Here is a 19,136-nt window from a genome sequence, read left to right on the forward strand (position 1 = left end):
GCGCAATTCTCCGTTCAGTTCTGGCTGCCTTCCAGGCCCGTGGCGCGCAGCAGCTTGCGATGGCTTTCGAGCTGGTCCTTCACCAACTGGCCCAGGGCCGCGGGGGTCGAGGGCGTCAGCATGAAGTCCTGGGCCTGCATCGTCTGCTTCACCGCCGGCTTGTCCATCGCGGTCTTGAAGGCAGCATTCAGGCGATCGACGACATCGGCGGGCATGCCGGCGGGTCCGAACAGGCCCAGCCATGGGGCGATCGGGAAACCGTTCAGCCCCGCCTCGGCCATGGTCGGCACGTCGGGCGCGTTGGGGCTGCGTTCGGGCAGCACCGTGGCCAGCGCCTTGAATTTGCCCGCCTTCACCTGCGGCATGCCGGTGCCCGACGTGGCCACGGCGGCATGCAGGTGCCCGCCCAGCATGTCGTTGATGACGGGCGGCTCGCCCTTGTACGGCACGTTGAGGATGTCCAGATTGCTGGCTTCGGCCACGTAGGCGAACGACAGCAGCCCCGTCACGTTGCCCGAGCCGTAGCTGAGCTTGCCGGGGTTCTGCTTGACGTGCTGGATGAATTCCTTGAGCGTGTTGCCCGGCACCTCGGCGCGGGTATACAGGAAGAACGAGTAGCGCCCGATGTCCGTGATCGGCGAGAAGTCCTTCACGGGATCGTACGGCGACTGCTTGCGCATGACCGGCACGCCGGACATGGGGCTGTTGGTGGCGATCAGCAGCGTATAGCCGTCGGGCTGCGAACGCTTGACTTCCTGCGCGGCGATCGCTCCATCCGCACCTGGCTTGTTCTCGATGATGATGGACTGGCCCAGGTCCTTGCCGGCCTCCATCGCCAGGGTGCGGGCGATGACGTCGGTCGACGAGCCGGGTGGGAAATGCACGATCAGCGTGATCGGCTTTTCGGGATAGGCGGCCATCGCCGCGGACGCGCACGCCAGGGTCGCGCAGGCCAGTGCCAGACCGCGAAAGATTGCTTTCATCGGTGTCTTCTCCTGTTATCGAAATACGTTGCGTCGCATTCTATTGACAGGAAACCGATCCGAATAATGATATAAATCCTCCGAATCGTTCGTTTTCATCAATGGATCGGGGCGCGCATGGAGATCCGCCAGCTCAGGTACTTTCTCGAGGCGGCCAACCGCGAACACGTCACGCAGGCGGCCCATGCGCTGCACATCACGCAGTCGACGCTGTCGCACCAGCTGCGCCAGCTCGAGGCCGAGCTGGGCACGCCGCTGTTCGATCGCGTGGGCAGGCAGGTGCGCCTGACCGAGGCCGGGCGGCTGTTCTCCCGCTTCGCGCTGCGGGCGCTGCGCGACCTCGAAGACGGCCAGCTCGCCCTGCAATCGCTGAACAATCTTCAAAGAGGCGAGTTGCGCGTGGGCGTCATCACGACCTACACGAATTCGCTGCTGCCCCGCGCCATCGCGTCGTTCGCCATGCGCTACCCGGGCATTCACCTGCACATCGAAGACCTGCCCATGGCGCAGATCGAGCAGCGCCTGCAGGACGGCCTGCTCGACCTGGGCCTGGGATTCACCACGCCGGATACCGATGAGCACCTCGACAGCGATCCGCTGTTTTCGGAGCGGCTGATGCTGCTGGTCAAGAACGACCATCCGCTGGCCGACCGCAAGTCGGTTGGAAAGAAGGACCTTGCCGCGCTGGACATCGCGCTGCAATCCAGGCTGTACGTATCGCGCCATCTGATCGAACGGCATCTCTCCGTGCACATCCAGGGACGCGTGCGCATCGAACTGGACTCGATCCAGGCGATGCAGGCCATCGTCGCCAACAGCCATCTGGCATGCATGGTGTTCGAGGGCGCGGTGCTGTCACTGCCCACGATGCGGGCCATTCCCATCGCGCCGCACCTCAAGCGCACGGCCGCGCTGCTGTGGCCGCGCGACAGGTACCGCTCGGAAGCCGCCAAGGAGTTCGCCCTGGCGGTGAAGGCGCATCTGCCGGTGAAACGCAGCGACGCGGCCGCGCGTTGACGGGGCTGCCCGCCGCGATGGGCGTCCGCCGCCTGCGCGCTAGCGGCGGCTCGCGCCCGTCACGCCCTGCACCGCCGTCAACGCATCCAGCGCCCGCGTCAGCGCATCGCCGTCGCGCACCTCGACCGTGAACACCATGTGGGCCAGCGATTGCCGGCTTTGCGTGTTGACGCCCACCACGTTCAGGCGCAGCCGCGCGAACACTTCGGACAGATCGCGCAGCAGGCCCGAGCGGTCGTGCGCGCGCACGCTGATGTCCACGGGATAGACCGTGTCGCCGGTATGGCCCCATGCCACGTCGATGACGCGTTCGGGCTCGCGTGCCGCCAGCGCCAGATAGCTGTGGCAGTCGTCGCGATGGATGGACACGCCGCGGCCGCGCGTGACGAATCCGGCGATGCGATCGGGCGGCGCGGGCCGGCAGCAGCGCGCCAGTTGCGTCATCAACGATCCGACGCCGACCACCAGCACACCGCTCTTGCCGCCCGCCGAGACGCTGCCGGCTCCCGGCGCGTTGGCATGACGCAGCGCGTGCGGCTGCGGCTCGACGGCAGGCGCGGGCTGCTGGAAGACCGCGTCGATCTGGCGCAGGCTGAACTCTTCCTTGGCGGCCGCCACATAAAGGTCGTCGGCGCGCGCGAAGCCCAGCGTCTGCGCCAATTGCTCGAGATTGACGGCGGTCTTGCCCAGCCGTTGCAGCTCCTTCTCGACCAGCGCCTGGCCCTGGGTGATGCGCTGCGCAAGCTCGATAGCGTTGAACCAGGCGCGCACCTTGGCGCGCGAGCGCGGGCTGGCCAGATAGCCCAGTTGGGGATTGAGCCAGTCGCGCGACGGGCCTCCGGCCTTGGCCGAGATGATCTCGATGGTCTGTCCCGTGGCCAGGCGCGTGTGCAGCGGCACCATGTGCCCATCGACGCGCGCGCCGCGGCAGCGGTGGCCCAGGTCGGTGTGCAGGTGATAGGCGAAATCGACCGGCGTGGCGCCCTCGGGCAGTTCGATCACGCGCGCCTGCGGCGTCAGCACGTAGATGCGGCCGTCGCCGCCCTGCGCCGCTTCCGCTGCGCCGCCCGATTCGACCTCGGTGTTCCAGGCCAGCAGCTGGCGCATCCAGGACAGCTGCCGGTCGTAGTCGCTGGAAGCCGCCACCTGCCCGCCGCGCACGCCCGCCTCTTTGTAGCGCCAGTGGGCCGCCATGCCGTACTCGGCGAACTGGTGCATCTCGCGGGTGCGGATCTGGACCTCGAACGGCCTGCCGTCGTCGTCGGCCACCACGGTGTGCAGCGAGCGATAGCCATTGGGCTTGGGCCGCGAGATGTAGTCGTCGAAGGCCTCGGTCAGCGGCGTCCACATCTCGTGCACCAGACCCAGCACGCCGTAGCAGGCGCGCACGTCGCCCACGATGACGCGCAGCGCGCGCACGTCGTACAGGCGCGAAAAGTCCAGCCCCTTGATGCGCATCTTGTTCCAGATGCTGTAGATGTGCTTGGGCCGGCCGCTGACCTCGGCGGGGATGCCGGCTTTGGCCAATGCACTGCTCAGCCGTTCGATGGCCGCTGCGATGAAAGCCTCACGCTCGACGCGCTTCTCTTCGAGCAGGCGTGCGATTTCCTTGTAGCGGACCGGTTCGAGGAAGCGGAAGGCCAGGTCTTCCATTTCCCACTTCAGTTGCCAGATGCCTAGCCGGTTGGCCAGCGGCGTATACAGATCGAGGGTCTCGCGGGCGAAGCCCGGGTCGCACGGCGCCTTGGTCTCGGCGTGCCAGCGCAGGGTCTGCAGCCGCGATGCCAGGCGCATCAGCACGATGCGCAGATCGGCCGCCATGGCCAGCAGCATCTTGCGCTGCATCTCTTTCTGGCTGCCGGTGTCCGCCGCGGCATCGCTGGCCTGGCGCGCCACCGCGCCCAGGCGCAGCAGCGCGCGGGCGCCCTGCACCAGCCGTGCCACTTCCGCGCCGAACTCGGTTGCCACCGGATCGTTGCGCAGGGCAGGCGCCGGCGCCATGGGGTCGTGCGGCAATGAGGCCAGCAGCGCGGCCGCGCGCGTGGCCGCGTCGGTCTGCAGGCGGGCCAGCAGGCACGCCACACCGGCGGCATGGGTGCGCAAGGGTTCGCCCGTGAGGGCCAACTGGCCATCGAAACGTGGTTCAGCCCACGCCGCGGCCCGTTCGACCAGACGGGCGCCCTCGTCGTCCAACCCGGCCGTGGCGGCCTGGCGCCAGGCCGCGTCGAACGGATGGGGCGCGGCGGGATCGATAGGGGTGGGCATTGCGCGGAACTGGGCGACGAAAGCAATTTCTACACTCTACACTAAGGGTCCCGCGCACGAACGCCGCAGCTCGGCTGCAATGCCTGTGGCCAGACCCGTCCACGGCGCGGCGCGCGGCATATCCCGATCAAGCAACCAGGAAAAAACCCATCATGTTTCGATGGCTGCGCGGCCGCGGGGCCGCCGCCCCGGCCGTGGCCGATATGCAGGCCCGCATTCCGCAAACACTGTGGCGCCAGGTGCTCTCGGCCTATCCCTTCCTGTCGCCGCTGTCCGAGGCCGAGCGCGAGGCTTTGCTGGCGCGCTGCGCCTGGGTGCTGGCCAGCAAGAACCTGAACGGCGCCCAGGGCATGGAGCCCACCGATTTCATGCGGCTGGCGATCGCCGCGCAGGCGGCCCTGCCCATCCTGAATCTCTCGCCCGCCCTGTACGAGGGCTGGGACGAGATCATCGTCTATCCGGAAGGGTTCGCCATTCCACGGCGCCAGACCGATGAAACCGGCATCGTGCACGAGTATGTCGAAGAGGCCGCCGGCGAGGCCTGGGACGGCGGGCCGGTCGTCCTGTCGTGGGCCGACCCCGATCCGGAGGCCGGCGCCTTCAATGTCGTGATCCACGAGTTCGCCCACAAGCTCGACCTGCAGGCCGGCGAAGCCGACGGCATGCCCTCGCTGGCGGCGCATCCCGAATTGCAGCCGCGCACCTGGCGGCGGGTGCTCGAGGAAAGCTACGACCGCTACGTGGCCGCGCTGGAGGCGGTGGAGGCAGCGATTCCTCCTGATGTGGACCCGGAAAGCGTGGAGGCCGACGCCTGGTATGCCAGTCTGCCGCTTGACCCCTACGCGGCCACCGACGAGGCCGAGTTCTTCGCCGTCAGCTCCGAGCACTTCTTCGTCGACCCGGCGCCGCTGGCCGAGGCCCTGCCCGAATGGCATGCCCTGCTGCGGGCCTACTATCGCCAGGACACTCTGGCGCGGCTGGCGTGAAGACCCTGCTGATCGTCTGGCATTCGCGCACGGGCGCGGCGCGCCAGATGGCGGCCGCGCTCGAGCGGGGCGCTCGCCGCATCGCGCGGGAACTCGAGGCCGCGCCCCAGTTGGCCGTGGTGCGCCGCCGCGCCGGCCGCACGCCGCCCGAGGCCGTGCTGCAGGCAGACGGCTATCTGTTCTGCGCGCCCGAGAACCTGGGCACGCTGACCGGAGAAATGAAGGAGTTCTTCGACCGCTGCTACTACGCCGCGCTGGATCACATCGCGGGCCGGCCTTATGCGCTGGCGATCAGCGCGGGCACGGACGGCACAGGGGCCGCGCGCCAGGTGGAACGGATCTGCACGGGTTGGCGGCTGCGCGCGGCAGCACCGGCCGTGGTGGCGCGCAACGGGGCGCAGACGCCAGAACAGATACTGGCCGCCAAGACCGTGCCGGCGGCCGTGATCGCGCAATGCGAGGAATTGGGCGGCCTGCTGGCCGCCACCCTGCTGACGGGTGCGTAGCCCGTCCTGCGCCGGCCGATCAGCCGATGGCGGCCGTGACGACGATCTCGACTTTGTAGTCGGGGTTGGCCAGGCGTGCCTCGACCGTGGCGCGCGGAGGCGAATTGCCATCGGCCACCCACGCGTCCCACGCCTTGTTCATGCCGTCGAATTCCTTCATGTTGGCCACGTAGATCTGGGCCATCAGAATCTTGGTCTTGTCGGTGCCGGCCTCGGCCAGCAGGCGGTCGATCGTGGCCAGCACCTGTTGCGTCTGGCCGGTGATGTCCAGCGTCGCGTCGTCGGGCACCTGGCCGGCCAGGTAGGCCACGCCGTTGTAGACCGCCATGTCGGACAGTCGCTTGGCCACGTTGAAGCGCTTGATGCTGCTCATGAAGATTCCCCTAGGCAGGAAAAGTTGATGGAAAGGAATGGCGCCGCCGCGCCCACTGTACTACTTCGTGCCGCGCGGCCCTGCCGCGGCCCGGTACGCCGCAGGGTCAGGCGGGCGGCAGCTGGAATACCTGTCGCAGATACGCCAGGTAGGCCGGATCGTCGCACATGGTCTTCTCGGGCGCATCGGACACCTTGGCGACCGGCTGGCCATTGCAGCGAACCATCTTCATGACGATCTGCAGCGGCTCGTGGCCCAGGTCGTTGGTAAGGTTGGTGCCGATGCCGAACGACACCTTGCAGCGTCCCGCGAAACGGCGCGCCAGCTCGATGGCGCGCGGAAAGGTGAGCGAGTCGGAGAACACCAGCGTCTTGGCGCGCGGGTCGGTGCGGTTGTTGCGGTAGTGCTCGAGCATGCGCTCGCCCCACACGAAGGGATCGCCCGAATCGTGGCGCGCGCCGTCGAAGAGCTTGCAGAAGTACATGTCGAAGTCGCGCAGAAAGGCGTCCATGCCATATACGTCGGACAGCGCGATGCCCAGGTCGCCGCGGTATTCCTTGGCCCACACCTCGAAGGCATAGACCTGCGAATCGCGCAGCCGCGGCCCCAGCGCCTGGCAGGCCTGCAGATACTCGTGGCCCATGGTGCCCAGCGGCAGCACGTTGTGGCGCATCGCGAGGAGCACATTGCTGGTGCCCGCGAAATGCGAGCCCATCTGCGCTTTCATGACAGACACGACCTCTTCCTGCCACAGCTTGGAATAGCGCCGCCGCGTGCCATAGTCGGCCACGCGGAAGTCGGCCAGCTCGGGATCGTCCAGCACCAGGTGCATCTTGGACTGCAGCCGCCGCCGCCCTTCTTCCCAGTCGGCGTCCTTGCGCGTGTTGCGGAAATAGACCTCGTTGACGATGGCCAGCACCGGGATCTCGAACAGGATCGTGTGCAGCCACGGCCCCTTGACCGAGATGGAGATCTCGCCCGCATGCTCGGGATCGGGCCGGATGTCGATGCAGCGCTCGGGCAGGTGGAACAGGCCCAGGAAGTCGACGAAGTCGCTTTTGATGAAGCGCAGGCCGCGCAGATAATCCAGCTCGGCTTCGGTGAAGCGCAGCTGGCACAAATGGTGGATCTCCTGGCGGATCTCATCCAGGTACGGCTGCAAGTCGACCCCGGGGGTGCGGCATTTATAGCGGTATTCGACCTGCGCCGCGGGGAAATGATGCAGCACTACCTGCATCATGCTGAACTTGTATAAGTCGGTGTCGAGCAGCGAAGTGATAATCATGATCGCGCGTTTCGTTTCGGCAACCATAGCATAGGCGGGATTCTCTGCGATGGCGGGTTCGTTCCGACGGTGTGCTGTAGCGAAGCGCTGTATGCGTTCCGCTGTATGCGTTCTTCTGGCGCCGTGGTCGTACCTGCGAAGTCTCGTCCTCGCGCGCCGCGCTGCGGGCGCGACTTCTCCGGCACGCCCACGGCTCACGACAACGCCATGCCGCGATTGCAGGTACTGCGCCGTCCGATCGCGGCATGGAGACGTCTTGAGCCTGGGACATGGCGGAGGGTTCGCGCCCGCAGCGCGTCAGCGCGAGGACGAGAATCCGCAGTCATGGCCCGGGCGCCTCAAGAACGCCACCATCCCCACCGACACAGAACACAACCCTCTTCAAAGACCAAAGACCCGCTCCCCTGCCATACGACGCCCAGGGTTATGATCGTCCCGCCTCGCCGCATTGGGTAAAATCCCGATATCTACAGAACAACAGAACAGAACAGCCCCGCCTGTCCGGAGTTTCCTGAATGACCCACGTAGTCACCGAAAACTGTATCAAGTGCAAGTACACCGATTGCGTGGACGTGTGCCCGGTTGACTGTTTTCGCGAAGGCCCCAACTTCCTGGTGATCGATCCCGACGAGTGCATCGACTGTGCCGTCTGCATTCCCGAGTGTCCTGCCAACGCCATCTATGCGGAAGAGGACGTGCCGCAGGACCAGATGAAGTTCATCGCCCTCAATGCCGAACTGGCCGCCGATTTCCCCAGCATCAGCCGCGCGAAGAAGCCGCTGCCGGATGCCGATGAATGGAATGGCGTCCAGGACAAACTGCAGCACCTCGAGCGCTGACGCCGCGTTGCGCCGGCCTCGGGCCGCCGCGCGGCCGACTGGATGCCGATGACCGACAGCAAGTACACCCGCCAGACCGTCACCGAGGTACGCACCTGGGTGCCGGGCAAACTCTTCTCCCTGCGCGTCACGCGCGATCCGGCGTATGCGTTCCAGCCGGGGCAGTTCGCTCGCGTGGGCCTGCCCGCCGATCTCGACGCGCCCGATGCCGAACCCACCGTATGGCGCGCCTATTCGATGGTCTCGGGGCCGCACCAGCCCTGGCTCGAGTTCTATTCCATCGTGGTGCCCGAGGGAGAGTTCAGCCCGCGTATGGCGCAGCTGCAGCCCGGCGACGCACTGTACGTCGACAGAACCCCATTCGGATTTCTGACGCTCGACCGCTTCCCTACCGGCGATCACCTGTGGATGCTGGCCACCGGCACCGGACTGTCGGCCTATCTGTCCATCCTGGACGATCCGGCGGTGTGGCAGCGCTTCGAACGCATCGTGCTGGTGCACGGCGTCCGCACGGCGGCCGAACTGGCCTATCGCGATGAAATCGCCGCGTGGCAGCGGTCCGCCGCGCCAGGCCAGCTGCAGTACCTTCCCATCGCCACCCGCGAAGCCCTGCCCGGCATGCCGCAGGCGCGCATCACCACCCTCATCGCCGACGGGTCGCTCGAGCGCCTGGCGGGCCTGCCTCTCCACCCCGCGCAGGCACGCGTGATGCTGTGCGGTAATCCTGAGATGCTCGCCGACGCGCGAAAGCTGCTGGGCGAGCAAGGCTTCGCCCCCGGGCGCCGAGGCATTCCGGGTACCTTCGCGGTGGAAAACTACTGGTGATCCCGGCGCGTTGCGAGTCGCTTTTTCGCAACGTCTAAACCGTTTGCTACAACCCGCAATAGGCCATTTCGAAATATGCTTGTGCACAGCACATGGCCTATGCGAAGGGAACACTCCATGCTGTACCAATTGCACGAAATGCAGCGGGCATTCCTGCGCCCGCTCGCCGAGTTCACCGACGCCGGGTCGCAGTGGTTCTCCAGTCCCTACAATCCGCTGGCCTACACGCCCATGGCGCGCCAGATGGCCGCCGGCCTGGCGCTCGTGCATCGCATCGGCAAGGATTATCACAAGCCCGAATGGCAGTTGCCCACCACCGAGATCAACGGCAAACAGGTTGCCGTGCGCGAAACCTGCGTGGTCGACAAGCCCTTCTGCCGGCTCATCCACTTCGAACGCGAACTGCCGCGCAATGCCGCGGCCCGCAAGGATCCTCGTGTGCTGTTGGTGGCGCCCATGTCGGGCCACCATGCCACGCTGCTGCGCGACACCGTGCGCGCGCTGCTGCCGGCGCATGACATCTACGTCACAGACTGGGTCGACGCGCGCATGATTCCGGTTGCCGCGGGTCCGTTCCACCTCGACGACTACGTACGCTACATACAAGAGTTCATTCGCCTGCTGGGCGCCGACACCGATCTGCACGTCATCTCGGTCTGCCAGCCTACGGTGCCCGTGCTGGCCGCCATCTCGCTGATGGCCAGCGCCGGCGAGACCGTGCAGCCGCGCACCATGACGATGATGGGCGGTCCCATCGACCCGCGCGAGTCGCCCACCCAGGTCAACGGCCTGGCCACCACCAAACCCTATGAGTGGTTCGAAAGCCAGCTGATCCACATCGTGCCGGGCGCATACCGCGGCGCGGGCCGGCGCGTCTACCCGGGCTTCCTGCAGCACGCGGGATTCATGGCCATGAATCCCGACCGCCACCTGCAGTCCCATTACGAGTTCTACCTGCACCTGCTGCGCGGCGACGACAGCGACGCCGAGGCGCATCGCCGCTTCTATGACGAGTACAACGCCGTGCTGGACATGCCGGCCGAGTTCTATCTGGACACCATCCGTACCGTGTTCCAGGAATTCCGCCTGCCGAACGGCACCTGGGAAGTGGACGGCCAACTGGTGCGGCCCGCCGACATCCGCAAGACCGCCCTGCTCACCATCGAGGGCGAGCTGGACGACATTTCGGGCCAGGGCCAGACGCGCGCCGCCATCAAGCTGTGCCGCGGCATCCCCGCCGCGCGCAAGCAGCATTACCTGGCCCAGGGCGCGGGCCACTACGGCATCTTCTCGGGCCGGCGGTGGCGCGAGACGATCTGCCCTAAAATCGCGGCATTCATCCGCCAGTTCTGAGCGGTCCCGCCACAGCGCCAGCCTGCTCTCTTGTCCCGACAAGCAAGAGAGAGTCGCACAGCGTGCCGGGCCGGCTCCGTTTGTCTTGCCATGCATTCCCTTCCCACGCTCGCCGAGCGCATCGACGGCCTGCTGCCGCAGACCCAGTGCACCAAGTGCGGCTATGACGGCTGCCGTCCCTACGCCGATGCCATCGCCGCCGGCGAGGCCGCGATCAATCGCTGCCCGCCGGGCGGAGAAGCCGGCATCGCAGCCCTGTCCCGTCTGCTGGACACGCCCGAACTTGCGCTGGACACCACGCGCGGCGTGCCGGGTCCGCTGACGGCCGCCGTCATCGACGAAGCCCATTGCATCGGCTGTACGCTGTGCATCCAGGCCTGTCCGGTGGACGCCATCGTGGGCGCGGCCAAGCGCATGCATACCGTGCTGCCCGACCTGTGCACCGGCTGTGACCTGTGCGTGGCGCCCTGTCCGGTCGATTGCATCGCCATGGTGCCCGCCGGCCGCGCCTGGACGCCGGCCGATGCCGACGCGGCGCGCAGGCGCCATGCCGCGCGGGCGGAGCGCCTGGCCCGCACGCCGGCCGAACTGGTGCGGCTGATGGCGGACGCAGCCGAAGCGCCCCTCGCGGCGGAGGCCGCCGCTGTCGAGCCGGCGCCGGCATCCGCGGATGCCACCGCATCGGACGCCGACCGCCGCCGTACCGCCATCGAATCCGCCCTGGCGCGCGCACGCGCCCGACGACAGGCCACCCAGCTTCCATGAACGCCGCCAAACGCCGCGAGATATTCGCTCGCCTGCAAGCCGCCAATCCGCATCCCACCACCGAACTCGAGTATCAGACCCCGTTCCAACTGCTCATCGCCGTGCTGCTGTCGGCGCAGGCCACGGACAAGTCGGTGAACCTGGCCACGCGCAAATTCTTTCCCGAATACGGCACGCCGCAGGCGCTGCTGGACCTGGGCGAGGAAGGCCTGGCCCAGTACATCAAGACCATCGGGCTGTACCGCACCAAGGCCAAGAACGCCATCGCCACCTGCAGGCTGCTGCTGGAGCGCCACGGCGGCGAGGTGCCGCAGGATCGAGCCTCGCTGGAAGCCTTGCCGGGCGTGGGACGCAAGACCGCGAACGTCGTGCTGAACACGGCCTTCGGCCAACCCACCATCGCCGTGGACACGCACATTTTCCGCGTGTCCAATCGCACGGGCATCGCGCCCGGCAAGAACGTGCTGGACGTCGAGCTGAAGCTGGAGAAGGTGATTCCGCGCGACTTCGTGCAGGATGCGCATCACTGGCTGATCCTGCATGGACGCTACATCTGCGTGGCCCGCAAGCCGAAATGCCCACAATGCGGCATTTCCGACCTTTGCGAATTCAAACAAAAGACTGCCGCGTAATACTGGCGCCTGATGGTCGCGTAGGCCATAAATCGAGCATATCGAGCCCCCTACGCTGCACGGCACAATACTATGAAAAACCCTCATGGCATTTTGAGGAAGGGGTCCGCATACTCGCCGCAATCCTATAAAACGATGTTGGTATGCCGACTATGGACAATGCCATCCTGGAGACAAGAAAACTGACCAAGGAGTTTCGCGGCTTCGTGGCCGTGAACGGGGTCGACCTGCGCGTGCAGCGCGGCCAGATCCATGCCTTGATCGGTCCCAACGGGGCGGGCAAGACCACCTGCTTCAATCTGCTCACCAAGTTTCTCTCGCCCACTTCGGGCAGCATCGTCTTCAACGGCGTCGACATTACCGGCGAACGTCCCGCGCAGATCGCGCGGCGCGGCGTCATCCGGTCCTTCCAGATCTCCGCGGTGTTCCCACACCTCACGGTGCTCGAGAACGTGCGCATCGGCCTGCAGCGCAAGACCGGCATGTCGTTCCACTTCTGGAAAAGCGAGTCGCGCCTGCGCAGCCTCGACCGCGCCGCGCTCGACCTGCTCGAACAGGTCGACCTGGGCGCATTCGCCAACGAGACCACCGTCAATCTGCCCTACGGCCGCAAGCGCGCGCTCGAGATCGCCACCACGCTGGCGATGGAACCCGAGCTGATGCTGCTGGACGAACCCACGCAGGGCATGGGCCACGAAGACGTCGACCGCGTCACGCGGCTCATCAAGCGCGTCAGCGCCGGCCGCACCATCCTCATGGTCGAACACAACATGAACGTGGTGTCGTCCATCGCCGACACCATCACGGTGCTGGCGCGCGGCGCGGTACTGGCCGAAGGCCCCTACGCCGTCGTGTCCAAACACCCCGCGGTCATGCAAGCCTACATGGGCACCACCGATGGAGAGCTTCAGGGAGCGCATGCATGAGCCCGCCGAGCCGCCTCAAGGGCGAATACCGCAGTGCGCAGCACGGAGGCCTACCGATGAGCCCGCAGAGCCGCCTCAAGGGCGAATATCCCCCTCGGGGGGACGGCGCGCAGCGCCTAGGGGGCAACATATGAGCATTGCAATGGCCGTGCCTTATGACTCGCATGACGTGTCCACCGCCGAGCCGGCGGCGCCTCGGCAGGAAGGCGCCGCGGCAACCGCCTCCGCCACTCCCGCGCTGCAGATCTCCGGGTTGCATGCATGGTATGGAGAATCCCACATTCTCCATGGCGTCGACCTCGAGGTGGCGCAGGGCGAGGTGGTCACGCTGCTGGGCCGCAATGGCGCGGGCCGCACCACCACGCTGCGCGCCATCCTGGGCCTGACCGGCATGCGGAAAGGGTCCGTACGCATCCACGGCACCGAGTCCATCGACCTGCCCACCTACCGCATCGCGCATCTGGGCGTGGGCTATTGCCCCGAGGAACGCGGCATCTTCGCCAGCCTGTCCTGCGAAGAGAACCTGCTGCTGCCTCCGCCGGTGGGATCGCTGGGCGGCGGCATGTCGCTGGCCGAGATCTACGAGATGTTCCCCAACCTGCACGAGCGGCGCGGCTCGCCGGGCACGCGCCTGTCGGGCGGCGAGCAGCAGATGCTGGCGGTGGCGCGCATCCTGCGCACGGGCGCCAATCTGCTGCTGCTGGACGAGATCTCGGAAGGCCTCGCGCCCGTCATCGTCCAGGCCCTGGCTCGCATGATCACCGCGCTCAAGGCGCGCGGCTACACCATCGTCATGGTGGAACAGAACTTTCGCTTCGCCGCGCCGCTGGCCGACCGCTTCTACGTCATGGAGCATGGGCAGATCGTCGAGCACTTCGAGGCGTCGCAACTCGCGCAGAAGCAGGACACGCTCAACGAACTGTTGGGCGTCTAAAAAAAGCCTGTACCCGCCGGAACACCGGCAAGACCACACAGGGAAGAGAGGAGTCATCCCATGAAGCTGCACACTATCACTGCTGCACTGGCCGTCGCCGGCCTGGGATTCGCCGGGCTACCCGCCCAGGCCCAGGGCATCTCCGACGACGTCATCCGCATCGGCTTCATCACCGACATGTCGGGCGTGTATTCCGACATCGACGGCAAGGCCGGCCTGCAGGCCATCCAGATGGCCGTGGAGGATGCCGGCGGCGCGATCAACGGCAAGAAGATCGAGGTGCTGTCCGCCGACCACCAGAACAAGGCCGACGTGGCCTCGGCCCGCGCCCGCGAATGGTTCGACCAACAGAAGATCGACATCCTGATCGGCGGCACCAACTCGGCCACCAGCCTGGCCATGGCGGCCGTGGCGGCCGAGAAGAAGCGCCCGTTCATCGCCATCGGCGCGGGCGCCTCGGACCTGACCAACGCCCAGTGCACGCCCTACACCATTCACTACGCCTACGACACGGTGGCCCTGGCGCGCGGCACCGGCTCGGCGGTGGTGAAGGACGGCGGCAAGAGCTGGTTCTTCCTCACGGCCGACTACGCGTTCGGCCACGCGCTCGAGCGCGACACCACGGCTGTCGTGAAGGCCTCGGGCGGCGAGGTCAAGGGCAACGTACGCGCCCCGCTGGCCACCTCCGACTTCTCGTCGTTCCTGCTGCAGGCCCAGTCCTCGGGCGCGCAGATCCTGGGCCTCGCCAATGCGGGCGGCGACACCATCAACTCGATCAAGGCCGCCAACGAATTCGGCGTGACTTCGACGATGAAGATGGCCGGCCTGCTGGTGTTCATCAACGACATCCATTCGCTGGGCCTGCAAGCCACCCAGAACATGTACCTGACCGACAGCTGGTACTGGGACCAGAGCGACGAGGCGCGCGCCTGGTCCAAGAAGTTCGAGGCCAAGGTCAACCGCAAGCCGTCCTCGCTGCAGGCGGCCGACTATTCGTCGGTGGCGTTCTACCTCAGCGGTGTCAAGGCCACGGGCACCGACGATCCCGACACCCTGATGAAGTGGATGAAGTCGAACAAGGTGAACGACTTCTACGCCAAGGGCGGCGTGGTGCGCGAAGACGGCCGCATGGTCCACGACATGTTCCTGATGCAGGTCAAGACGCCCAAGGAGTCCAAGGGCCCGTGGGACTACTACAAGGTAGTCGCCACCCTGCCGGGCGATGACGTCTACACCAAGCTGTCGGAATCGACCTGCAAGCTGGTCAAGAAGTAAGCCTTCCTGGCAGACGCGCGCGACCTTGCCCCATGGGCCGCGCGCGTACTGCAATACGCTGCAATCCCCGCTGTAATCGTAGGCGCGCAGGAATAACCACAAGATGATTTCAGTATTCGGCATCCCCATACAGGCATTGCTGGGACAGCTGCTGCTGGGCCTGGTGAACGGCTCGTTCTACGCCATGCTGTCCCTGGGCCTGGCGGTGATCTTCGGCCTGCTCAACGTCATCAATTTCGCGCACGGCGCGCTTTACATGCTGGGCGCCTTCGTCGCCTGGATGGGCCTGTCGTACCTCGGCCTGAACTATTGGGTCATGCTGGTGCTGGCGCCCATCGTCGTGGGCCTGTTCGGCATCGTCATCGAACGCCTGCTGCTGCGCCACCTGTACAAGCTCGACCACCTGTACGGGCTGCTGCTCACCTTCGGCCTCACCCTGCTGATCGAAGGCATGTTCCGCAGTTTCTTTGGCGTGTCGGGCCAGCCCTATCCCACGCCCGAGGCGCTGCGCGGCGCCACCAACCTGGGCTTCATGGTGCTGCCCAACTATCGGGCCTGGGTGGTCGTGGCCTCCATCACCGTGTGCCTGGCCACCTGGTTCGTCATCGAACGCACCCGGCTGGGCGCGCTGCTGCGCGCCGGCACCGAGAACCCGCGGCTGGTCGAGGCCTTCGGCGTGAACGTTCCCCGCATGGTCATGCTGACCTACGGCTTCGGCGTGGCGCTGGCGGGGTTCGCCGGCGTGCTGGCCGCGCCCGTGCTGCAGGTCTCGCCGCTGATGGGTTCGAACCTGATCATCGTGGTGTTCGCGGTGGTCGTCATCGGCGGCATGGGCTCGATCATGGGCGCCATCGTCACCGGCCTGGGCTTGGGCGTCATCGAAGGCCTGACCAAGGTGTTCTGGCCCGAAGCCTCCAGCACCGTCGTCTTCATCATCATGGCCATCGTGCTGCTGCTGCGCCCCGCCGGGCTGTTCGGAAGAGAGAAATGAACCGTCAACTGCTGGTTTACGTGCTGGCGGCCGTCATCGTGGCGGCGCTGCCGTTCATGGGCGTCTATCCGATCTTCGTCATGAAGGTGCTGTGCTATGCGCTGTTCGCCTGCGCCTTCAACCTGCTGCTGGGCTACACGGGGCTGCTGTCCTTCGGCCATGCGGCCTTCCTGGGCAGTGCCGCCTACGCGGCCGGCCACGCGTTGAAGGTGTGGGGGCTGCCCACCGAACTGGGCCTGCTGTTCGGCGTGGCGGTGGCCGCGCTGCTGGGCCTGGTGATGGGCCTCATCGCCATCCGCCGCAGCGGCATCTATTTCGCGATGATCACGCTGGCCCTGGCGCAGATGGTGTTCTTCTTTTTCCTGCAGGCCCGCTTCACGGGCGGCGAGGATGGCCTGCAAGGCATTCCGCGCGGCACGCTGCTGGGGGTGATAGACCTGTCGCGCGACCTGAATCTGTATTACCTGGTGATGGGCGTGTTCGCCATCGGCTATTTCATCATCTGGCGCGCGGTGCACTCGCCGTTCGGCCAGGTGCTGAAGGCGCTGCGCGAGAACGAGCCGCGCACGCTGTCGCTGGGTTACGACGTCGACCGCTTCAAGCTGTTGGCCTTCGTGCTGTCGGCCGCGCTGGCCGGGCTGGCCGGCGCGACGAAGTCGCTGGTGTTCGTGTCGGCCACGCTGTCGGACGCCACCTGGCAGATGTCCGGCCTGGTGATCCTGATGACGCTGATCGGCGGCCTGGGCACGCTCATCGGCCCCGTGATCGGCGCCATCGTCGTGGTGATGCTCGAGAACAAGGTAGGCGACTTCGGCCGATCGCTGGCACAGCTTACCGGCATCGAGTGGTTCAACCAGCTGGGCGAATCGGTCACCATCGTCATCGGCCTCATCTTCGTGGTGTGCGTCATGGCGTTCCGTCGCGGCATCGTCGGCGAGATCGCGGCATTGCAACAGCGGCGCCGCGCTGCGGCCGCCACCACGACGACGGCCAAGGCCTGAAGACGCCGCGCGCTCGCGGCGCTGCACCGCCGCGCGGCCGCGGGTCCGTGTGCGGAGAACGCGGCCATGGTCAGCCGCGTCTCGCCCCGCGATCGCATTCACAGCTGCTTACCAAGCGACGCCGCGCCCGCGAGGCGGGCGCAGCGTCGCCTCGTAGAATGGACAATCTGTCCTGCCGCCGCGCCGCATCCCCGCATCCCGCCACACGCTGGCGTCACGGCATGACCGAGCCCATATCCGCGCCGCGGCCATCCCGCCGGCGGCGCGTCTAACCAGGAGTCCTGCCGATGCGCGTGACGCGTACCCTCCGATTGCTGCTGGCCGCCCTGCCCCTGTTCGCGGCCGGCGCGCCGGCCCTGGCCGCCTCGTCCACGCCCGCGGCGCAATGCGAAGTGCAGCGGCCGGTGCGCTTTTCCGGCCTGAACTGGGAATCCAACCTGGTGCTCGCCGGCATCGAGCGCTTCATCTTGGAACATGGCTACGGCTGCAAGACCACGCTGGAATCCGGCGAGACGCTGGCTATGCTGGCCGCGCTGCAGCGTGGCGACGTGGACGTCACCCCCGAAGTGTGGCCGGGCCAGATCGAAGGCGCCTGGAAGAAGGCGCTGGATTCGGGCAAGGTGATCGGCGTGGGCCACGTCTACGATGCCGGCGAGGCTTGGTACATCCCGCGCTACACGGCCGAGCGCCATCCCGAGCTGAAGCGCGCCGCCGACCTGGCGCGCTTCAAGGAGACCTTCACCGACCCCGAAGATCCTTCCAAGGGCCGCATCTATGGCTGCCCCGCCGGCTGGGCCTGCGGCACGCTGAACGACAACCTGCTGCGCGCCCTGAAGCTGGAAGACACCTACACCATGTTCGCGCCGGGCTCGGGTGCGGCACAAAAAGCGGCCATCGTGTCGGCCTACAAGCGCAAGCGCGACATCGTCTTCTACTACTGGACGCCTACCGCGCTGGTGGGCTCGCTGGACCTGGTGAAGCTCGAGCTGCCGCCCTTCGACCAGAAAGCCTATACCTGCATCACCGATCCCAAGTGCGCGCAGCCGGTGGCCACGGAATTCAAGCCGAATCCCGTCATCACGGGCCTGAACGCCGACTTCGCCAGGCAGGCGCCGGCGCTGCAGAAGTTCTTCGCCGCGCTAAAGATTTCCAGCCCGGCCATCGACGGCACGCTGGGCTGGCTGGAAAAGGAAGGCGCCGAACCGGAAGAAGCCGCCAAGTACTTTTTGCAGACGTATGGCGACGAGTGGAAGAAATGGGTGCCGGCGGACGTGGCGCAGCGCGTGGAGCAGGCGCTGTAAGGCTGCACGGAAACGGGCATGGCCAGCGTCGAAGCGCTACACGCCGGGATATCGCATCAGCGATGAGGCTGCTTGCCACCCGAAGGGGGCGGCATCCATGCTGCCGCCTGCCCCCGCCACGCTATTCCTTCTTCCCCAACCCCAGATAGCTTTCGATGACGCGCGGATTGCCGGCCAGGTCCTTGGCCGGCCCGTGCAGCACGATCTCGCCGGTCTCGAGCACGTAGCCGTAGTCGGCCACCTGCAGCGCCGCGCGCGCGTTCTGCTCGACCAGCAGGATGGCCACGCCGGTCTCGCGCAGGCGAGCGATGATGTGGAAGATCTCGCGCACGATGCGCGGCGCCAGGCCGAGGCTGGGCTCGTCCAGCATCAGCAGCTTGGGTTTGGCCATGAGCGCACGGCCCACCGCCAGCATCTGGCGTTCGCCGCCGGACAGCGTGCCGGCCTGCTGGGCGCGGCGCTCGCGCAGGCGCGGGAACAGTTCGAAGACCTCGTCCAGCGTGTCGCGCCAGCCGCTTTCACGCGCGCGATAGCGGCGAAAGCCGCCCAGCAGCAGGTTGTCTTCCACCGACATGCTGCCGAACAGCTCGCGGCGCTCGGGGACCAGCGACATGCCGGCCGACACGCGGCGTTCGACCTTCCAGCCCGACACGTCGGTTCCCGCATACCGCACCTGGCCTGAAGCATGGCCGGTCTGCGGCAGCGCACCCATCACGGCGTTCAGCATGGTGGACTTGCCGGCGCCGTTGGCGCCGATCACGGTGACAATGCTGCCGGCGGGCACCGTCAGCACCGCGCCCGTCAGCGCGCCCACCTTGCCGTAGCGGGCGGAAAGATCGCGCACCTCGAGAATGGGGCCGCCCTGCATGGTCGTCGTAC

Annotated in this window: 19 protein-coding genes; 14 read left to right on the forward strand and 5 right to left on the reverse strand. The window is 66.7% G+C overall.

Translation table 11 applies throughout. From position 1 onward, the window contains the following. Positions 1 to 14: 14 nt before the first annotated feature. Complete coding sequence (locus CAL15_RS16935; RefSeq protein ID WP_086079665.1) at positions 15 to 983, reverse strand: Bug family tripartite tricarboxylate transporter substrate binding protein; 969 nt, start codon at positions 981 to 983, stop codon at positions 15 to 17. A 117-nt stretch (positions 984 to 1,100) separates the two neighbouring features. Between CAL15_RS16935 and CAL15_RS16940 the strand changes: the two genes are divergently transcribed. Then, the gene (locus tag CAL15_RS16940) at positions 1,101 to 2,000 is read left to right on the forward strand and encodes a LysR substrate-binding domain-containing protein (RefSeq protein WP_086079666.1); all 900 of its coding nucleotides are present in this window, start codon (positions 1,101 to 1,103) and stop codon (positions 1,998 to 2,000) included. A gap of 39 nt (positions 2,001 to 2,039) precedes the next feature. On the opposite strand, the gene CAL15_RS16945 is transcribed toward CAL15_RS16940, so the two are convergent. Next, positions 2,040 to 4,265 (reverse strand): RelA/SpoT family protein, encoded by a 2,226-nt coding sequence (locus CAL15_RS16945; protein ID WP_086079667.1) that lies wholly within the window; start codon positions 4,263 to 4,265, stop codon positions 2,040 to 2,042. A 152-nt stretch (positions 4,266 to 4,417) separates the two neighbouring features. Here CAL15_RS16945 and CAL15_RS16950 point away from each other — a divergent pair, with 152 nt between their 5' ends. Then, positions 4,418 to 5,251 (forward strand): zinc-dependent peptidase, encoded by an 834-nt coding sequence (locus CAL15_RS16950; protein ID WP_086079668.1) that lies wholly within the window; start codon positions 4,418 to 4,420, stop codon positions 5,249 to 5,251. After that, positions 5,248 to 5,757: a flavodoxin family protein gene (locus CAL15_RS16955; RefSeq protein ID WP_086079669.1), complete on the forward strand. Its 510-nt coding sequence runs from the start codon at positions 5,248 to 5,250 to the stop codon at positions 5,755 to 5,757. The genes CAL15_RS16950 and CAL15_RS16955 overlap by 4 nt, the downstream gene beginning before the upstream one ends. A 19-nt stretch (positions 5,758 to 5,776) precedes the next feature. Here CAL15_RS16955 and CAL15_RS16960 read toward each other — a convergent pair whose 3' ends face one another. Continuing rightward, positions 5,777 to 6,130 (reverse strand): RidA family protein, encoded by a 354-nt coding sequence (locus tag CAL15_RS16960; RefSeq protein WP_086079670.1) that lies wholly within the window; start codon positions 6,128 to 6,130, stop codon positions 5,777 to 5,779. A gap of 106 nt (positions 6,131 to 6,236) precedes the next feature. Beyond that, positions 6,237 to 7,415 (reverse strand): nicotinate phosphoribosyltransferase, encoded by a 1,179-nt coding sequence (pncB, locus tag CAL15_RS16965; protein ID WP_086081154.1) that lies wholly within the window; start codon positions 7,413 to 7,415, stop codon positions 6,237 to 6,239. A 515-nt stretch (positions 7,416 to 7,930) separates the two neighbouring features. Between pncB and fdxA the strand changes: the two genes are divergently transcribed. The 11 genes from fdxA (at position 7,931) to CAL15_RS17020 (ending at position 18,257) form a co-directional block, all read left to right on the forward strand. After that, positions 7,931 to 8,254 (forward strand): ferredoxin FdxA, encoded by a 324-nt coding sequence (gene fdxA, locus CAL15_RS16970; protein ID WP_086079671.1) that lies wholly within the window; start codon positions 7,931 to 7,933, stop codon positions 8,252 to 8,254. 48 nt (positions 8,255 to 8,302) lie between these two features. Next, positions 8,303 to 9,079, forward strand: coding sequence for a ferredoxin--NADP reductase (locus CAL15_RS16975; RefSeq protein WP_086079672.1), 777 nt, complete (start codon positions 8,303 to 8,305; stop codon positions 9,077 to 9,079). A 117-nt stretch (positions 9,080 to 9,196) separates the two neighbouring features. Further along, positions 9,197 to 10,432: a polyhydroxyalkanoate depolymerase gene (locus CAL15_RS16980; protein ID WP_086079673.1), complete on the forward strand. Its 1,236-nt coding sequence runs from the start codon at positions 9,197 to 9,199 to the stop codon at positions 10,430 to 10,432. 90 nt (positions 10,433 to 10,522) lie between these two features. Beyond that, entirely contained in the window at positions 10,523 to 11,197 is a 675-nt protein-coding gene (gene rsxB, locus CAL15_RS16985) for an electron transport complex subunit RsxB (protein ID WP_086079674.1), read from the forward strand. Beyond that, positions 11,194 to 11,829: an endonuclease III gene (gene nth / locus CAL15_RS16990; RefSeq protein ID WP_086079675.1), complete on the forward strand. Its 636-nt coding sequence runs from the start codon at positions 11,194 to 11,196 to the stop codon at positions 11,827 to 11,829. Before rsxB ends, nth begins: the two co-directional genes overlap by 4 nt. Positions 11,830 to 11,981: 152 nt before the next feature. Then, positions 11,982 to 12,755, forward strand: coding sequence for an ABC transporter ATP-binding protein (locus tag CAL15_RS16995; RefSeq protein ID WP_086079676.1), 774 nt, complete (start codon positions 11,982 to 11,984; stop codon positions 12,753 to 12,755). A 130-nt stretch (positions 12,756 to 12,885) separates the two neighbouring features. Further along, on the forward strand, positions 12,886 to 13,689 hold the full coding sequence (locus CAL15_RS17000) for an ABC transporter ATP-binding protein (protein ID WP_232468004.1): 804 nt from the start codon (positions 12,886 to 12,888) through the stop codon (positions 13,687 to 13,689). A 60-nt stretch (positions 13,690 to 13,749) separates the two neighbouring features. Then, on the forward strand, positions 13,750 to 14,964 hold the full coding sequence (locus CAL15_RS17005) for an ABC transporter substrate-binding protein (RefSeq protein ID WP_086079677.1): 1,215 nt from the start codon (positions 13,750 to 13,752) through the stop codon (positions 14,962 to 14,964). 103 nt (positions 14,965 to 15,067) lie between these two features. Next, positions 15,068 to 15,955: a branched-chain amino acid ABC transporter permease gene (locus tag CAL15_RS17010; RefSeq protein ID WP_086079678.1), complete on the forward strand. Its 888-nt coding sequence runs from the start codon at positions 15,068 to 15,070 to the stop codon at positions 15,953 to 15,955. Further along, positions 15,952 to 16,956, forward strand: a complete 1,005-nt coding sequence (locus CAL15_RS17015) for a branched-chain amino acid ABC transporter permease (protein ID WP_086079679.1) — start codon at positions 15,952 to 15,954, stop codon at positions 16,954 to 16,956. The genes CAL15_RS17010 and CAL15_RS17015 overlap by 4 nt, the downstream gene beginning before the upstream one ends. 287 nt (positions 16,957 to 17,243) lie before the next feature. Then, positions 17,244 to 18,257 (forward strand): ABC transporter substrate-binding protein, encoded by a 1,014-nt coding sequence (locus CAL15_RS17020; protein WP_086079680.1) that lies wholly within the window; start codon positions 17,244 to 17,246, stop codon positions 18,255 to 18,257. Between the two features lie 121 nt (positions 18,258 to 18,378). Here CAL15_RS17020 and CAL15_RS17025 read toward each other — a convergent pair whose 3' ends face one another. After that, complete coding sequence (locus tag CAL15_RS17025) at positions 18,379 to 19,125, reverse strand: ABC transporter ATP-binding protein (RefSeq protein WP_086079681.1); 747 nt, start codon at positions 19,123 to 19,125, stop codon at positions 18,379 to 18,381. Positions 19,126 to 19,136 lie beyond the last annotated feature (11 nt).

Origin of the sequence: Bordetella genomosp. 13, from assembly GCF_002119665.1 — a bacterium.
In the GTDB taxonomy this organism is placed as follows: Bacteria; Pseudomonadota; Gammaproteobacteria; order Burkholderiales; family Burkholderiaceae_B; genus Bordetella.

What these genes read in the sequence shown, in the direction of transcription:
- CAL15_RS16960 (WP_086079670.1), bottom strand. Translation starts at nt 6,130, where the DNA reads ATGAGCAGCATCAAGCGCTTCAACGTGGCCAAGCGACTGTCCGACATG.
- CAL15_RS16975 (WP_086079672.1), top strand. Translation starts at nt 8,303, where the DNA reads ATGACCGACAGCAAGTACACCCGCCAGACCGTCACCGAGGTACGCACC.
- CAL15_RS16980 (WP_086079673.1), top strand. Translation starts at nt 9,197, where the DNA reads ATGCTGTACCAATTGCACGAAATGCAGCGGGCATTCCTGCGCCCGCTC.
- CAL15_RS16940 (WP_086079666.1), top strand. Translation starts at nt 1,101, where the DNA reads ATGGAGATCCGCCAGCTCAGGTACTTTCTCGAGGCGGCCAACCGCGAA.
- CAL15_RS17005 (WP_086079677.1), top strand. Translation starts at nt 13,750, where the DNA reads ATGAAGCTGCACACTATCACTGCTGCACTGGCCGTCGCCGGCCTGGGA.
- CAL15_RS16995 (WP_086079676.1), top strand. Translation starts at nt 11,982, where the DNA reads ATGGACAATGCCATCCTGGAGACAAGAAAACTGACCAAGGAGTTTCGC.
- CAL15_RS16950 (WP_086079668.1), top strand. Translation starts at nt 4,418, where the DNA reads ATGTTTCGATGGCTGCGCGGCCGCGGGGCCGCCGCCCCGGCCGTGGCC.
- fdxA (WP_086079671.1), top strand. Translation starts at nt 7,931, where the DNA reads ATGACCCACGTAGTCACCGAAAACTGTATCAAGTGCAAGTACACCGAT.
- pncB (WP_086081154.1), bottom strand. Translation starts at nt 7,415, where the DNA reads ATGATTATCACTTCGCTGCTCGACACCGACTTATACAAGTTCAGCATG.
- CAL15_RS17010 (WP_086079678.1), top strand. Translation starts at nt 15,068, where the DNA reads ATGATTTCAGTATTCGGCATCCCCATACAGGCATTGCTGGGACAGCTG.
- rsxB (WP_086079674.1), top strand. Translation starts at nt 10,523, where the DNA reads ATGCATTCCCTTCCCACGCTCGCCGAGCGCATCGACGGCCTGCTGCCG.
- CAL15_RS17000 (WP_232468004.1), top strand. Translation starts at nt 12,886, where the DNA reads ATGAGCATTGCAATGGCCGTGCCTTATGACTCGCATGACGTGTCCACC.
- nth (WP_086079675.1), top strand. Translation starts at nt 11,194, where the DNA reads ATGAACGCCGCCAAACGCCGCGAGATATTCGCTCGCCTGCAAGCCGCC.
- CAL15_RS17025 (WP_086079681.1), bottom strand. Translation starts at nt 19,125, where the DNA reads ATGCAGGGCGGCCCCATTCTCGAGGTGCGCGATCTTTCCGCCCGCTAC.
- CAL15_RS16945 (WP_086079667.1), bottom strand. Translation starts at nt 4,265, where the DNA reads ATGCCCACCCCTATCGATCCCGCCGCGCCCCATCCGTTCGACGCGGCC.
- CAL15_RS17015 (WP_086079679.1), top strand. Translation starts at nt 15,952, where the DNA reads ATGAACCGTCAACTGCTGGTTTACGTGCTGGCGGCCGTCATCGTGGCG.
- CAL15_RS16935 (WP_086079665.1), bottom strand. Translation starts at nt 983, where the DNA reads ATGAAAGCAATCTTTCGCGGTCTGGCACTGGCCTGCGCGACCCTGGCG.
- CAL15_RS17020 (WP_086079680.1), top strand. Translation starts at nt 17,244, where the DNA reads ATGCGCGTGACGCGTACCCTCCGATTGCTGCTGGCCGCCCTGCCCCTG.